Source organism: Rhodococcus sp. KB6 (genome assembly GCF_001445685.1).
Classification (GTDB): Bacteria; Actinomycetota; Actinomycetes; order Mycobacteriales; family Mycobacteriaceae; genus Rhodococcus_F; species Rhodococcus_F qingshengii.
The window spans coordinates 551,580-565,263 of record NZ_LNAK01000043.1; the positions used below are offsets into that span (position 1 = coordinate 551,580).

Genomic DNA, 13,684 nt, shown 5'->3' on the forward strand with positions numbered 1-13,684 from the left:
ATACTGGAGGAAATTCGTGAAGCGTGTAGTCGGACTTGTTGCAGCAGGTGCCTTTTCGCTTGCCCTGGTGACCGGTTGTAGTTCCTCCGACAATTCTTCGTCGGAGACGTCGTCGGCCGCTCCGACCACAACCACTTCCAGTGATAGTGCCACGGGAAGCATCACCGTCTTCGCAGCGGCGTCACTCAAGAACAGCTTCACCGAACTCGGCAAGGAATTCGAGTCCGAGAACCCCGGTTCATCGGTCACATTCAGCTTTGCCGGGTCCTCGGACCTCGTCGCTCAGATCACTCAGGGCGCACCGGCTGACGTGTTCGCCTCGGCTGACGCCGCCAACATGACCAAGGCCACCGACGCCGGCGTCGTCGCGGGGTCGCCCTCGGACTTCGCGAGCAACACCTTGACGATTGTTGTGCCGCCGGGTAATCCGAAGGGCATCGCGTCGTTCGCCGATCTGGCAAAGGAGGGGACGCAACTGGTGATCTGCGCTCCGCAGGTCCCTTGTGGCGCGGCTACGAAGAAGGTCGAGACGGCCACAGGCGAGACCCTCTCGCCCGTCAGCGAAGAATCGTCGGTGACCGACGTTCTCAACAAGGTGACGTCCGGGCAGGCCGATGCCGGCATCGTTTACGTCACCGACGCGAAGTCCGCTGGTGACAAGGTTCAGACCGTCGCGTTCCCGGAAGCCACCACGGTGGTCAACCTGTACCAGATTGCGGTGCTGAAGGATTCGAAGAATTCGGGAACGGCAACCAAATTCGTCGATCTCGTGAAGGGGCCCAAGGGCCTGGCAGTTCTGAGTGACGCGGGATTCGCTGCCCCGTGACACACCTAAGACCGGCGGTCCGGGCTCCGCTCGGGTTGCCGGTATGGATTTACCTTCCGGCGCTGATCGGCGGAGCGTTTGTCATCGCGCCCTTGGCGGCGATGCTGGCCACCGTGCAGTGGTCGCAGTTCTGGGAACTCGTGACTTCCGAATCGTCGGTTGCCGCGTTGAAACTGAGTTTGAAGACAGCAGCGATGAGCACGCTGCTGTGCATCCTGTTCGGCGTACCGATGGCCGCGGTGTTGGCGCGCAGTCATTTTCGGGGACTGTCCGTTCTTCGATCGTTGATCCTGCTCCCGCTGGTTCTGCCGCCCGTGGTGGGCGGTATCGCGTTGCTGTACACGTTCGGGCGCAAAGGGTTGATCGGTGAGCAGCTGGAAGTGCTCGGCATCCAGATAGCATTCTCGACAACCGCGGTGGTCCTGGCGCAGACGTTTGTCGCGCTACCGTTCCTCGTCGTCAGCCTCGAAGGTGCGCTACGCACTGCGGGCACACGATACGAGGCCGTAGCCTCGACGCTCGGAGCCCGCCCGACCACCGTGCTTCGCCGGGTGACTTTGCCGCTGGTGCTTCCCGGTCTGGTGTCAGGGGCAGTGCTGGCTTTCGCTCGCGCACTGGGGGAGTTCGGTGCAACGCTGACGTTCGCGGGAAGTCTGCAAGGGGTCACGCGTACCCTGCCGTTGGAAATCTATCTCCAGCGTGAGACCGATCCGGATGCAGCGGTTGCGCTTTCGCTGGTGTTGGTCGTAGTCGCGGTGGTCATCGTGGTTGCGGTGCGTGGACGCGGATCGGCGGGTTCGTTGTGAGTGGCCTCCACGTCGACATCGAGATTCCGGAGCGCGACGTCGTTGCGACGTTCGACGTCGCGGCCGGTGAGGTGACCGCTGTCCTCGGACCGAACGGCGCAGGCAAGTCGACGGTACTGGCGGCGGTTGCCGGACTACATCACCCGCGGCGTGGGTTGATCGAACTGAATTCTCGCGTTCTCACCGATACCGGTAGGGGAGTCGCGTTGGCGCCGCATCGGCGCGGCACTGCTCTACTCGCGCAAGAGGCACTTCTCTTTCCCCACCTCAGTGCGGCCGCGAACGTGGCGTTCGCGCCGCGCAGTGCGGGGCGGTCGCGTCGCGATTCCGCCGATTCCGCGCGCCACTGGCTCGACGCAGTCGACGCCGCCGAATTGGCTGACCGCAAGCCGTCACAGCTCTCCGGCGGTCAAGCGCAACGAGTCGCAGTGGCGAGGGCATTGGCTGCTGAACCCGAACTACTCCTGCTCGACGAACCGATGTCTGCGCTCGACGTCGCCTCCGCCCCGGCATTGCGGTCGTTGCTGCGTAGAGTGCTCCGAACAGGAGATCGCACGGCCGTGCTCGTCACGCACGACGCTCTGGATGCGCTGGCCCTTGCCGACACCGTTGTCGTGCTGGACGGCGGCCGGGTCGTCGAACGTGGTGACGTACGAACAGTTCTGACTCGCCCGCGTAGTGCATTTGCAGCACGCATCGCAGGGATCAACTTGCGCAGCGGCACGATGGCCGGAGACGGAATGCTCAGAAGTCCGGTCGGGGTGGATATCGCGGGCCAGACGGAGACCGACCTTCCGGCCGGCAGTGCCGCCGTGGCAGTCTTCGAGCCGCGAGCAGTGTCGGTCTACCTGGATCCGCCTCACGGGAGCCCACGAAACGCGTTTGCGGTCACGATCGCGGAGATCGAAAATCGAGGCGATGTCGTCCGAGTCCGAGCCGAGGACGAAGCCGGCCAGCCGGGCTTGTCTGCCGACATCACGGCGAGCGCAGCGGCCGAGCTCGATCTGGTTCCGGGATCGGCCGCTACGTTTGTGGTCAAGGCCACCGAGACGCTGATCTATGCGCAGGGCGCAGGCTCGTAGACGTCCTCTACGACCGAATCCGCATAGAGGGCTGCAATTTCGGACGCGTACTTCTCGGCTATCGGCTTGCGCCTGAGCTTCATCGTCGGTGTCAGCTCGTCGCCGCCTGGCTCCCAGAACGTGGTGAGTACGTGAAACCGCTTGATCTGCTCGGCCCTCGACAGACGCGAGTTTCCCTCGGCGACAGCAGTTGCAACGATGTCGACGATCCGAGCGTCCTTGGCGAGTACCGCGGCCTCGGCCGCAAGTCCCAGTGAGCGTGCCGCTCCGACCGCGGCGTCGGCGCTGAGAGTGATCAACGCTGTGTTGAACTTTCGGCCGTCTCCGATTGCCACGACCTCACCGATCAACGACGACGACGTCTTCACTGCGGTCTCGATGGCAGCGGGGGACATGTTCTTTCCCGACGCATTGATGATCAGCTCCTTCTTGCGATCGATCACCGTGAGGTATCCGTCTGCGTCGGCCGTGACGATGTCTCCGGTCGAAAGCCAACCGTCTGCACTGATCGCTTCGGCCGTTTTTGCCGGTTCGCCGCGGTACCCCTTCATGACCAACGGTCCTCGAACCAGTAGCTCACCGTCCGCCTCGATGCGCATTTCCATGCCTGGAAGCAACTTTCCGACCGTTCCCAGCTTGGTCGGCTCGGCCGGTGAGGTGCTCGCAATGCATGTCAGCTCGGACATTCCCCAGATCTCCGAGATCGGAACTCCCAGGGCTGCAAAGAATGCCAAGGTGTCCGGCGGAATCGGTGCGGCGCCAGAGATGGCCCACTTCAGTTCGGCAAAACCGAGTTTCGCACGCAGAGCGGAGAGGACCATTGCATCGGCTCGGGCGTAGTCCGCTTCCAGTTCGGCGGGGACTGTTTCACCGGCTCGCAAGTGTGCGAGCCGAGTGCGACCGACGTCGAGTGCCCACTGCAATGCCGCTCGCCGCGCGTCGTCCGGTTCGTTGGCGACGGCCGATTCGACTGCAACCTTCAGCTTTTCCCACACACGGGGGACGCTGCCCCAGATCGTGGGGCGACAGTCCGGAAGCGCAGCCGCTACCTGGCTCGGATCCGGCACGACAGTGATCTGGGTGCCGAACACCATTTGCATGTACAGGCAGGTGAGCCGATCGGCGATGTGCGCCGACGGCATGTACGAGGTGATGCGGTCACCGAACTCGACGGGGAGTACAGCACTGACGGCGGTGGTTTCGAACAACAGACAGGCATGAGTCGTCTCGACGCCCTTGGGGTTGCCGGTCGTGCCTGAGGTGTAGATCAACGTGGCGACGTCGTTCGGTTTCATCGCACGCCAGGTGCTCTCGAAATCGAAATCGGCGGCAGCAGAGGACTTCATCTGCTCCAGCGTCAGGGTGCCGGACTGCTGGGCAGACGGTTGCGCGTCGACGACCACGATCGTGTCGAGTGTGGCACCGGATCGGCGAACGGTATCCACGTACCGGTCTTCGCAGACGAGCACTCGCGCACCGGAATTGGCGAGGATGTACTGGATGGCTTCGGGTGCCGACGTGTTGTAGATGGAGAAGGATGTCGCGCCGAGGTGTTGGGCGCCGACGTCGATCGGGTAGAACTCGATGCGGTTACTCATCATCAATGCAACCGTATCGCCATGTCCCACGCCGATTCCGGCCAATCCCGCGGCAACATCGCGAACCTGTTCGCCGTACGCGCGCCACGTCAGTGTTCGCGCATCGCCGATGTCTCGCAAAGCCACCGCGTCGGGCGCTACCGCCGACACTCGCTGGAAGGCTGCACACAACGTGGTCATGATGTTCTCCTGGATGCCTTTGTCAGGGCTGATGCATTCGTCGGGGCCGCAGCGGTGGTTCTGTCTTCGAGTTCGCGGATCAGGTCGTGTGCCTGTTTGTCCCTTGCCAGGTAACCGTCGGCAAGGATATTGATGAAACCGCGTCCCCACGCCCAGGGTTCCCAGGCAGCGGGGGCAAGGGTCCGGGCGGCGCGGCGAGCGATCGCGTCGGCGATCACGGTGGCGGCACTGTCCGGGGAGATTCGATGACGGAGGGGACCGGGTAGTCGAGCGTCGAGTTTGCGGCCGATCTCGTCGTCGTCGAGTGTGGCGCGTGCAAGTTGTGTATCCACCATCCCGAAGTACGCGATGCCGGCAGTAGCGCCGTAGCCGGCAACCTCGAGACGCAGCGCCCGGCCGAGCGCTTCGACCCCAGCCTTGCTGATCATGTACGAAGCGCCGCCCAAACCGGGGGCGAACGACGCCGCCGATGACACGACGACGATGTGCCCACTGTTGCGGATCACCTCGTCGATGGTCGGATGCACGGTGTTGAAGACGCCGGTGAGATTGACGTCGAGCACACGATCGAAGGCGTCGGGATCGATCTGGCGCAATGTTGCCGGGGGAGGGGTGATTCCGGCGTTGGCCACTACGACGTCGATTCTGCCCAGCTGCTCGATGATCGTTTGCACGGCTGCGGTCATGCCGTCCCGATCTCGGACATCGGCCGTCACCGTCACGACTCGCTGTGACTCGAATGAGCGCTCGGCCGTTGCCAATGAACTCTCGTTGACGTCGACCAGTGCCACGGTGGCCCCACGCCGGTGGAGAGTGCGCGCCAGCGCTGCACCGATACCGTCGCCTCCACCGGTGATCAGTACGACCTTCCCGGCGACGTCGTAGTCGAGTCGGCGTCCGGGCAGTGGAATGCCCAGATCGCGGACTGTTCCCGCAATTGCGGACAAGCGTCCCGTCATTGCTTCAGTGCCTTCCGTGTAGTGCGCGGATGAGAACCTTGACCAGCCAGTCGATTCGGGCGGTCCTTCGAAACGTCGTCAGTGGTAGGGGCGAACGGAATCGTTGCCGAGTCGTCGAACGAGCGTAGGTGAACTCCTTCAGACCATCTGGGCCGTGAACGCGTCCGAAACCAGATGCTCCGACCCCACCCAGTGGCAGGTTGGGAACCGCGGCATACATCACGTAAGAGTTCACCGACGCTCCTCCGGATCGGAGCCGATCGGCAACAGCCGCTCCGTCCTTGCCGAACACGCTTGCTCCCAATGCGTATGGCGACGCATTGACCAACTCCACCGCCTCGTCCATCGAGGCGACCTTGGTGATCGTCATCGTCGGGCCGAATGTTTCCTCCGTGACGGCGAGGCTGTCTTCGGGGACGTCGACCATGATGGTCGGTTGCACGTACTGGCCGGAGATCGAGCCGAGCCCTCCGAGAACGACACGTCCACCCCGCGACATCGCGTCGTCGATGTGGCGCCGGATTACAGCCACTTGCGAGGGCATGGTGATCGGACCGATCTTGTCTTCGGCACCCGGACCCGCATGAACTCGGGCAGCCAAAGTGATTGTCTTGTCGATAAACTCGCCGTAGACATGTTCGTGCACGTATACACGCTCGACGCCCAGACAGGTTTGACCGGAGTTGGACAATGCTCCCCACACCGCAGCATCCGCGGCGGCACCGACATTTCCGTCGGCATCAAGGATGAGCGCGTCCTTACCACCACATTCCATCAACACCGGTGTGAGGGTCTCGGCGCACGCTGCCATGACTTTCTTGCCCGTCGCGGTCGATCCGGTGAACCCGATCTTGTCGACACCGGCCAGGCACAGTGCCGCGCCGACCGAACCATCGCCCGTGACGACCTGCAGCACAGGATGTTCAGGGACGACCTCGGCGAAGGCGCGGCCCAACCATTGCCCGACTGCCGGTGCGAACTCACTCGGCTTGTAGACCACGGCGTTGCCTGCAGCCAGCGAGAACGAGAGCGAACCGAGTGGGGTGAAGACCGGATAGTTCCACGGACCGATCACACCGATCACCCCGAGAGGTCGATACTCCACCGAGGCGGCCTGATTGACCGTCAACAAACTGGAGCGGACGCTGCGCCTGCCCAATACCTTTCGGGCATTCTTCGACGCCCACGCGAGATGTTCTAGTGCCATGGCGATTTCGAGCATCGCGTCAGGGTGCGGCTTGCCCATGTCCCGGTGCACGACCTCGGCGAGTTCGGATGCGCGACGAGCGATGATTCCTCGCCACCGATCCAGTCGACGAGCGCGTTGCTCGAATGTCAGTTCTGCCCACCATTCGGAAGCAGTACGGGCGTCGCGCACTGCCTGTGTCACCGTGTCGTCGGACGCCTGTGTGGTCGTGTCGATCTCGGTCGCCGTCATCGTGGAGTTCCTTGAAGTGTGTGGTGGACGGCGCCGTCGGCCCAGCCGCGGGTGACGCGTTGGAGGATCGGTCGGGACAGAGTCAGAATGGGGGCGAACCACGGCTGCGCTTGCACAGCGAACGTCCAGGTGAGGCGGCTGCCAGTCGAAGTCGGTTCCAACACCAGATCTTCAGCGAAGCGTTTGAACCCCGGAAGTGACGCCGACTCCACGTAGAAGGACATCCGGTGCCCCTCGTCCCAGCGGAAGAATCGCTCGTTCAGTGCAGCAAAAGCGCCGGCTCGCACGGTTCGCGTAGTCCCGACGCCGAATGGTCTGTCCGAGGTCCAGTCGGCTCCGGTGATCCCGTGCGCCCACGACGTGAGCGCTCCGTCCGAGGTCAACGTCTGCCACAAGCTTTCACATGTCGCTTCGGATTCGATCCGGTGAGTGATCACCAGCGGAGCGGAGCGGATGAAGGCTGCGTCGGCCGCAGAAAGAGAGAATTTTCCCTTCACAGGTCCACCACCAAAGACCCACCGGTGGAACGTGATCGACAGGTCAACATCGAACCAGTACGTTCGGATTCGGTGAGGAGGGTGTCTCGATGCTCGACGGTCCCGGAGAGCACCCGGACCTTGCATGTACCGCAGAAGCCCTGTTGGCATGAATACGCTACTCCGGGAAGTACGCGTCGTATTGCAGCCAATGCACTTTCGGACTCGCCCACATCGACGGTGAGACCGGTGCGCGCCAGATGCACCGTGAACTCCTTGCCGTCGACTACCGGGAGTGGGGAGAACCTCTCGCTGTGCACCGATCCGGTCGGGTTGGCGGCGAAAGTTGCCGCACGCACCGTGTTCATCAGCGGAACCGGTCCGCACGTGTACACCGCGGCACCTGGATCCGCAGCAGCGACGAGTGTTCCGATATCCGTCGGACCCAGCTCGTCGTCGGGTCGGATGGTTACCCGGCCGCTGGAATACTCCTCGATCTCGTTCAGGAATGGCATAGCTGCCCGAGTTCGTCCGAGATAGTCCAATCGCCACGGGACTGCGCGGCGGTGACAGCGTTGCACCATGGGAAGTATCGGAGTGATCCCGATTCCGCCCGCAACAAAGAGGTACGACGGAGCAGTGACAAAAGGAAATGCATTCCGCGGCCCTCGTACGTCGACAACCATTCCGGGTTTCAGCGACTCGTGTATCTCGCGGGAGCCGCCCCCGCCTTCGTCGATCCGCCGGACGGCGATCCGATACGAGGTCAAGTCGTCGGGGTCTCCGCACAACGAATACTGTCGTTGCCTTCCCGAGGGGAGAATGACGTCTAGGTGAGCGCCGGGAATCCACGACGGCAGGGTGATTCCTTCCCTCGGGGTCAAGGTGACACTCAGGACGTCTGCGCACTCGAACCGGACGGACTTCACGTCCAGCGTCATGTCGAATCCGCTGTAGCGGACCGGGTTGGGACGCGAAAGTATCTGCGCTGCAGGACTTGACGCAAAGATTCGACGGTATGCGCTCGTCGCCTGTGCGGCAATCCTCAACGACCGGGTCGGTGTGAAGTCTTGTGCGTCGTGAGGACGGTCGGCAGTCGACTTGTTCATCCTTCACTCTTTTCGGAAGAACGATTGGCGGCAGGTGAGCGAGCGAGGTAGCGCATGGCTACGTCCATGTCCCCGATCTGGGACGGATGGAAGCTCGGCCGCAGATACGGAGGAATCTCGGTGATCAGGAATTTCATGTTCGGGACCAGGCCGCGGCGAGTGGCGCTGATCAGTTGCAGAGGCCACAGGCGGCCCTTCGCCTTCGACGGGTCCTGCCGGAAGAGGTAGTTCATCGAGGCGATGAACAACACGAACAACGTGAAGCTGGCGAGCAGCGCCGTGCGAACACGGCGGGCGTAGCTACCGTCCACGTACATGTAGGCGTCGAAGGCCACGTTGCGGTGCTCGACTTCCTCGGCGCCGTGCCACTTGACCATGTCGAGCATCGTCGGGTGCATGCCGGCATCTTCGAGGGCGGGATCGGTGAGCAGCCATTCCCCGACCACCGCCGTGTAGTGCTCCATCGCGGCAAACAAGCCGAGACGTTCACAGAGCCAGGCGTGCTTGGCTTTTCCGGTCAATCCTTTGTCGCCCAATATCTTGTCCACGAGCCAGTCCATCCGGCGTGACATCGGTTTCATGTCCATGCCGAGGTCCGCAAGATGCTCGCGTGCACCTTTGTGCGACGACGCGTGTGTTGCTTCCTGGCCGACGAATCCCACCACCTCTTCGTGCAGGCGGGGGTCCTCGATGAGCGGGAGTGCTTCGGCGAGCGTTGCGGACATGGCCCGCTCTCCCTCGGGCAACACGAGATGCATGAAGTTGATGACGTGGGTGACCATCGGTTCGTTCGGCACGTAATGCAGTGGTACGCCGTCCCAGTCGAATTCGACGTCACGGGCGGCGATCGCATGTGCTTCGTCGGTGTAGCGGCGCGCGCCGGACGGTGCGACGACGGGTGTGCCTCGGAAGGCGTTGATGCCGAGCATTATCGGCTCCTCACGGTTTCTCGGGCAGTGGTGAGTGATTCGGACGAGACGGGTTGTACCTGCGCGTAGTGAGCGAGGTCGGCTCGTTTGGTCCTGGTGCGGAAGGATCGGTTGAATCCGGGATAGAAGGTGTAATTGCGGCCGCCGTCGACGAGGTAGTAACTACTGCACCCGCCGGCGTTCCACACGCTGGTGGCGAGTCGGCGGTCGGTCGCGCGCACGAACTCTCTCTGCACGTCTGCCCGGACGTCGATACTGCCGATGCCGCCCTCGTCCATTTGAAGAATGCAGCTCACGATGTACTCGACCTGCGCTTCGATCGTGACGACCTGCGAGGTGTAGACCACGGAATTGGGGCCGAGGATCATGAAGAAGTTCGGAAACCCGCTGATGGTGGTGCCGAGGAAGGCCTCGGCACTGCCGTTCCACGTCTGCGCGAGGCTGCGGCCGTCCTTGCCCCGGATGATGTCGAACGACGGGTTGTCTCCCATACGAAAGCCGGTTCCCATGACTATGGTGTCGACTTCCCGGAAGGCGCCGTCCGCGGTGAGGACTCCGCGCTCCTGCACCTCGACGATTCCGTCCGTCACCACCTCCACATTGGGTGACGCCAGCGCGGGATAGTAGGTGTTCGAGAACGTCGGACGCTTGCATCCGAATGCGTAGTGGGGGAGCAGCTTTGCGCGAAGCTCCGGGTCCCGCACCTGCCGGCGAAGGTGTGCTCGGCCGAGTGCGGCCAGCCCTTTGAGCAGTGAAGGCTTGTACACGAATCCGGGTACCAGGGCTTCTTGGAGCAGGTCGAGTCCCTTGCGTGCCAGTCGTTGGGTGAGCGGCACCCGCTCGAAGAGAGCGCTCGGCCAGCCGGTCATCGGCTGATCCGGGTGCGGCAGGATCCACGTCGGTGTCCGCTGGAACACGGTCAACGTGTCCGCGAGCGGTTGCAGTCTGGGGATGATCTGCACCGCAGAGGCACCGGTGCCGACCACGGCTATCCGCTCACCGCGAAGGTCGTGGTCGTGGTTCCAGTCCGCGGTGTGGAACATCTGACCACGAAACGATTCGAGCCCGGGAAGGTCGGGTGTGGCGGGGGCACTGAACGGGCCGGTGGCCGCGACCAGGAACTGTGTCTCCCACACGGTTTCCGCAGTGTGTACCCGCCAGATCTGGGCTTGCTCGTCCCACGAAGCTTCTGTCACGTCCTGGTTGCAGTGGAAATGACCGGCCAGTCCGAAGCGATGGACGCAATCCCGGAGATAGTCGTAGATCTCGGGCTGTAGCGGATACAGCCGCGTCCAGTTCGGATTTGGCGCAAACGAGAACGAGTACAGAATCGACGGGATGTCGCACTGTGCACCGGGGTAGGTATTGACCTGCCAGGTCCCCCCGGGCTCCGCGGCACGTTCCAGAACGACGAAGTCGTCGATCCCGGACTGCTTCAAGCGGACAGCCGTTCCGATGCCGCCGAAACCGGCTCCGATGACGACGACTCGTGTTCGGCGAGTTCGAGTTTCCTCGTCACCGGCCGATGGCCCCGAGGTTGGGTCGATGTCGACCATGTGTGACGCCTCCTGATTGGTGCGTGAACAACTGAACGAAGAGTAAGTCTGACATCAAGTGATGTCAACAGCGGTTGATGTCAGAATTCAACTGATTGACATCGGGCGATGTCAGTTCGCTTGCGGAGGTCGCCGCGATAACCTGAGGTCGAGAGCGCTGCCGGTCAGTGAGAACATGGGGACATGACGGATACCGAGGCTCGGCGCACCGGCCCGCGCAGGTGGCGTGGGCAGGAACCGGAAGATCGCCGCGCCGCGCGCCGGACACAGCTGATCGAAGCCGGGTTGCAGATCATGGGCACCGAGGGAGCGGCCGCCGCGACCATGCGTGCGACCTGCCGCGAGGCCGCGCTGACCGAACGGTACTTCTACGAGAGCTTCGCCAACCGTGACGAACTGCTGGTCGCCGTGCTCGACGAGGTCGTTCTCGGTGCGCGTGACACTATTCTGGACGCTCTCGAGGCGGCGCCTTCCGAACCGTCGGCCCTGATCCGCCACGTGGTGAAGGCCTTCACCAACTACGTATTCAAAGATCCTCGACGTGGACGCATCATGTTCGTCGAATCCCAGGCGGAACCTGCGCTGTGGGATCGAGGGCGAGAATTGATGGCGGAGTTCACGAATCCGATTTCCGCGTCGCTCGAGCTGATGTACGGCGGCGAGGCAACCGACTCCGCGAACTCCGAACTCAATTCGGTGGGGCTGTTCGGTGCCCTCGCGTTCATCTATCAGGCGCACACCCCGTCCTCCAAGATCTCTCGAAAGCGTTTGGTGGAGCACATTTCGCTCATGGTCGAGGCGCAGGCGACGGTCAACAGCACGCCTGCGAGAAAAGAATGACGTCCGCGTCGGCCACAGGCGGAAGGCGTCTCGGTCCCGAAGACCGGCGTGAGCAGATCATTGTCAGCGCGGCAAAGGTTTTCGAGGAGAAGTCTTTTGCCGACGTCTCGATGACCGAGTTGGCCAAGGCGGCTGGGGTCGGACGTCCGCTGCTCAATCATTACTTCGGCTCCAAGCGGGAGTTGTATCTCGACGTCGTGCGGCGGTTCGTCTTCATTCCCGAAGTGGCGGTGGACCGCATTCCGCGATCGGCGAGCCAGGAGAAGCGGATCGGCGCCGTGATCGATCGGTGGCTCGACGTCGCCTGGCGTCATCGCGACATGTGGATCTCGACAGTCATGTCCGACGACCTCCGCCGTGATCCCGAGATGGATCGGATCCTCCAGGATGCTGACGACGTTGCTGCGCGACGCATGATGGATGCGCTCGAGATTCGACCGAGTGAAGGCAGCGAGGCTGCTGTTCATTCGATGATCGTGGCGTACGGAGGCTTGGCGAAGGCCGCCAGTAAGCAGTGGTTGGTGACGGGAGCCCTCGACCGCGAACAGGTGCACCTTCTGCTGGTACGCAGTTTGCTTGCCATCGTGCGTGACGTTCTGCCGGCGTGCGAGGCGGATTCCTGATTGCTCAGAGTGATCTCGCCACGAGGTCCTTCATGACTTCGTTCGATCCGGCGTAGATTCGCTGAATACGAGCGTCGGCATACATCTGAGCGATGGGATATTCGAGTATGTAGCCGTACCCGCCGTGTAGTTGCACGCAGCGGTCGATCACGGCGCACTGCTGATCGGTGAGCCAGTACTTGGCCATCGCGGCGGTAGTCGCATCGAGCTGGCCGGCAAGGTATTTGACGATGCAGTCGTCGATGAACGTTCGTGAGATACGAGCGATGGACGCGCACTCGGCAAGTTCGAAGCGCGTGTTCTGCAGATCGAAGAGCTTTTGCCCGAACATGTTTCGGGATTTGGTGTACTCGACGGTGAGGGCGACTGCACGCTCCATTGCCGCAGTGGCTGCAACTCCGCAGATCAATCGTTCGGGCAGTAGCTGCTGCATCAGCTGGGCAAACCCTGTGCCTTCGCGGTCCCCGAGCAGGTTTGTTGCAGGCACCCGCAAGCGGTCGAAGAACAGCTCGGTGGTGTCCTGGCCCTTCTGTCCGACCTTCTCGAGTATTCGCCCGCGCTCGAAACCCGGTGTGTTGTCATCGACCTCGGCCACGATGAGCGACACTCCACGCGCTCCGAGGCTGGGATCGGTCTTGGCGGCAATAATCACCAGATCACAATTGCGACCGTTGGAGATGAAGGTCTTTGCGCCGCTGATCAGATAGTCGTCACCGTCGCGGACGGCTCGGGTGGTGATGTTCTGCAAGTCGGATCCGGTGCCGGGCTCGGTCATGGCGATTGCGCCCACCCACTCGCCACTCACCAGCTTCGGTAGCCAGCGCAGTTTGTGCTCGTGATCGGCGTAGGCATTGAGGTAGTGCGGCACGATTCCCGAGTGCACGCCGAGTTGGAGTGAATGATCACCCGCCATGACCTGCTCGTGGAACAGCACGGCGTCGTGCGCGAAAGTTCCTCCTCCGCCGCCGTACTCGGTGGGGATCGACATGCCGGCGAGCCCGAGCGCCCCGAGTTCTCGATATGCGGATTTGTCGGGAAAACCTTGGGACGCGAAGCGTTTCTGATGCGGTGTGACGTGTTTGGCGAAGAAGTTCCTTGCCAGGTCGGCCACGGCCTCCAATTCGTCGTCCATCCACGGGGACCGTCGTTCTGCGGTCCGGGTTGCGGTAGATCCTTGCGTCATCGTGATTCTCCTGATCGATGAAGTGCGACCCGCGAGCGGATCCGACTCCACCTATCATCCACACTGTTGACATAGTGTC

General features: G+C 62.5%; 13 protein-coding genes. 5 read left to right on the forward strand and 8 right to left on the reverse strand.

Annotated features, from left to right (window positions below; translation table 11 throughout):
- The first annotated feature begins 16 nt into the window (after positions 1–16).
- Genes modA through ASU23_RS09725 form a run of 3 tightly spaced genes read left to right on the forward strand, consistent with a single transcriptional unit; the run spans position 17 to position 2,714 of the window.
- The gene (gene modA / locus ASU23_RS09715) at positions 17–826 is read left to right on the forward strand and encodes a molybdate ABC transporter substrate-binding protein (RefSeq protein WP_058037805.1); all 810 of its coding nucleotides are present in this window, start codon (positions 17–19) and stop codon (positions 824–826) included.
- Positions 823–1,632, forward strand: coding sequence for an ABC transporter permease (locus ASU23_RS09720; RefSeq protein WP_020970514.1), 810 nt, complete (start codon positions 823–825; stop codon positions 1,630–1,632). Before modA ends, ASU23_RS09720 begins: the two co-directional genes overlap by 4 nt.
- Positions 1,629–2,714 (forward strand): sulfate/molybdate ABC transporter ATP-binding protein, encoded by a 1,086-nt coding sequence (locus ASU23_RS09725; RefSeq protein ID WP_007733546.1) that lies wholly within the window; start codon positions 1,629–1,631, stop codon positions 2,712–2,714. Before ASU23_RS09720 ends, ASU23_RS09725 begins: the two co-directional genes overlap by 4 nt.
- On the opposite strand, the gene fadD11 is transcribed toward ASU23_RS09725, so the two are convergent.
- From fadD11 to ASU23_RS09760, 7 genes are read right to left on the reverse strand one after another with little or no spacing between them, the layout of a single operon-like run.
- The gene (fadD11, locus tag ASU23_RS09730) at positions 2,690–4,492 is read right to left on the reverse strand and encodes a fatty acid--CoA ligase FadD11 (RefSeq protein ID WP_058037806.1); all 1,803 of its coding nucleotides are present in this window, start codon (positions 4,490–4,492) and stop codon (positions 2,690–2,692) included. The genes ASU23_RS09725 and fadD11 overlap by 25 nt on opposite strands.
- The gene (locus ASU23_RS09735) at positions 4,489–5,451 is read right to left on the reverse strand and encodes an SDR family oxidoreductase (RefSeq protein ID WP_058037807.1); all 963 of its coding nucleotides are present in this window, start codon (positions 5,449–5,451) and stop codon (positions 4,489–4,491) included. Before ASU23_RS09735 ends, fadD11 begins: the two co-directional genes overlap by 4 nt.
- Before the next feature lie 4 nt (positions 5,452–5,455).
- Entirely contained in the window at positions 5,456–6,889 is a 1,434-nt protein-coding gene (locus ASU23_RS09740) for an aldehyde dehydrogenase family protein (RefSeq protein WP_058037808.1), read from the reverse strand.
- A complete protein-coding gene (locus tag ASU23_RS09745; protein ID WP_042451249.1) occupies positions 6,886–7,386 on the reverse strand; it encodes an SRPBCC family protein in 501 nt (166 codons plus the stop codon). Before ASU23_RS09745 ends, ASU23_RS09740 begins: the two co-directional genes overlap by 4 nt.
- Positions 7,383–8,474, reverse strand: coding sequence for a PDR/VanB family oxidoreductase (locus ASU23_RS09750; protein ID WP_058037809.1), 1,092 nt, complete (start codon positions 8,472–8,474; stop codon positions 7,383–7,385). Before ASU23_RS09750 ends, ASU23_RS09745 begins: the two co-directional genes overlap by 4 nt.
- Positions 8,471–9,403, reverse strand: a complete 933-nt coding sequence (locus ASU23_RS09755; RefSeq protein ID WP_003940129.1) for a metal-dependent hydrolase — start codon at positions 9,401–9,403, stop codon at positions 8,471–8,473. Before ASU23_RS09755 ends, ASU23_RS09750 begins: the two co-directional genes overlap by 4 nt.
- Positions 9,403–10,959 (reverse strand): NAD(P)/FAD-dependent oxidoreductase, encoded by a 1,557-nt coding sequence (locus ASU23_RS09760; protein ID WP_042451247.1) that lies wholly within the window; start codon positions 10,957–10,959, stop codon positions 9,403–9,405. The genes ASU23_RS09755 and ASU23_RS09760 overlap by 1 nt, the downstream gene beginning before the upstream one ends.
- 183 nt (positions 10,960–11,142) lie before the next feature.
- On the opposite strand from ASU23_RS09760, the gene ASU23_RS09765 reads away from it, so the two are divergent.
- Both ASU23_RS09765 and ASU23_RS09770 read left to right on the forward strand, forming a co-directional pair.
- Positions 11,143–11,799: a TetR/AcrR family transcriptional regulator gene (locus tag ASU23_RS09765; RefSeq protein WP_007733534.1), complete on the forward strand. Its 657-nt coding sequence runs from the start codon at positions 11,143–11,145 to the stop codon at positions 11,797–11,799.
- On the forward strand, positions 11,796–12,422 hold the full coding sequence (locus ASU23_RS09770; protein ID WP_030535343.1) for a TetR/AcrR family transcriptional regulator: 627 nt from the start codon (positions 11,796–11,798) through the stop codon (positions 12,420–12,422). The genes ASU23_RS09765 and ASU23_RS09770 overlap by 4 nt, the downstream gene beginning before the upstream one ends.
- 4 nt (positions 12,423–12,426) lie before the next feature.
- On the opposite strand, the gene ASU23_RS09775 is transcribed toward ASU23_RS09770, so the two are convergent.
- The gene (locus ASU23_RS09775; RefSeq protein WP_047271188.1) at positions 12,427–13,605 is read right to left on the reverse strand and encodes an acyl-CoA dehydrogenase family protein; all 1,179 of its coding nucleotides are present in this window, start codon (positions 13,603–13,605) and stop codon (positions 12,427–12,429) included.
- Positions 13,606–13,684: the final 79 nt, after the last annotated feature.

Coding starts and splice junctions, on each gene's coding strand:
- ASU23_RS09760 (WP_042451247.1), bottom strand. CDS start 10,959: ATGGTCGACATCGACCCAACCTCGGGGCCATCGGCCGGTGACGAGGAA.
- ASU23_RS09755 (WP_003940129.1), bottom strand. CDS start 9,403: ATGCTCGGCATCAACGCCTTCCGAGGCACACCCGTCGTCGCACCGTCC.
- ASU23_RS09770 (WP_030535343.1), top strand. CDS start 11,796: ATGACGTCCGCGTCGGCCACAGGCGGAAGGCGTCTCGGTCCCGAAGAC.
- ASU23_RS09735 (WP_058037807.1), bottom strand. CDS start 5,451: ATGACGGGACGCTTGTCCGCAATTGCGGGAACAGTCCGCGATCTGGGC.
- ASU23_RS09765 (WP_007733534.1), top strand. CDS start 11,143: ATGACGGATACCGAGGCTCGGCGCACCGGCCCGCGCAGGTGGCGTGGG.
- fadD11 (WP_058037806.1), bottom strand. CDS start 4,492: ATGACCACGTTGTGTGCAGCCTTCCAGCGAGTGTCGGCGGTAGCGCCC.
- ASU23_RS09775 (WP_047271188.1), bottom strand. CDS start 13,605: ATGACGCAAGGATCTACCGCAACCCGGACCGCAGAACGACGGTCCCCG.
- ASU23_RS09740 (WP_058037808.1), bottom strand. CDS start 6,889: ATGACGGCGACCGAGATCGACACGACCACACAGGCGTCCGACGACACG.
- ASU23_RS09750 (WP_058037809.1), bottom strand. CDS start 8,474: ATGAACAAGTCGACTGCCGACCGTCCTCACGACGCACAAGACTTCACA.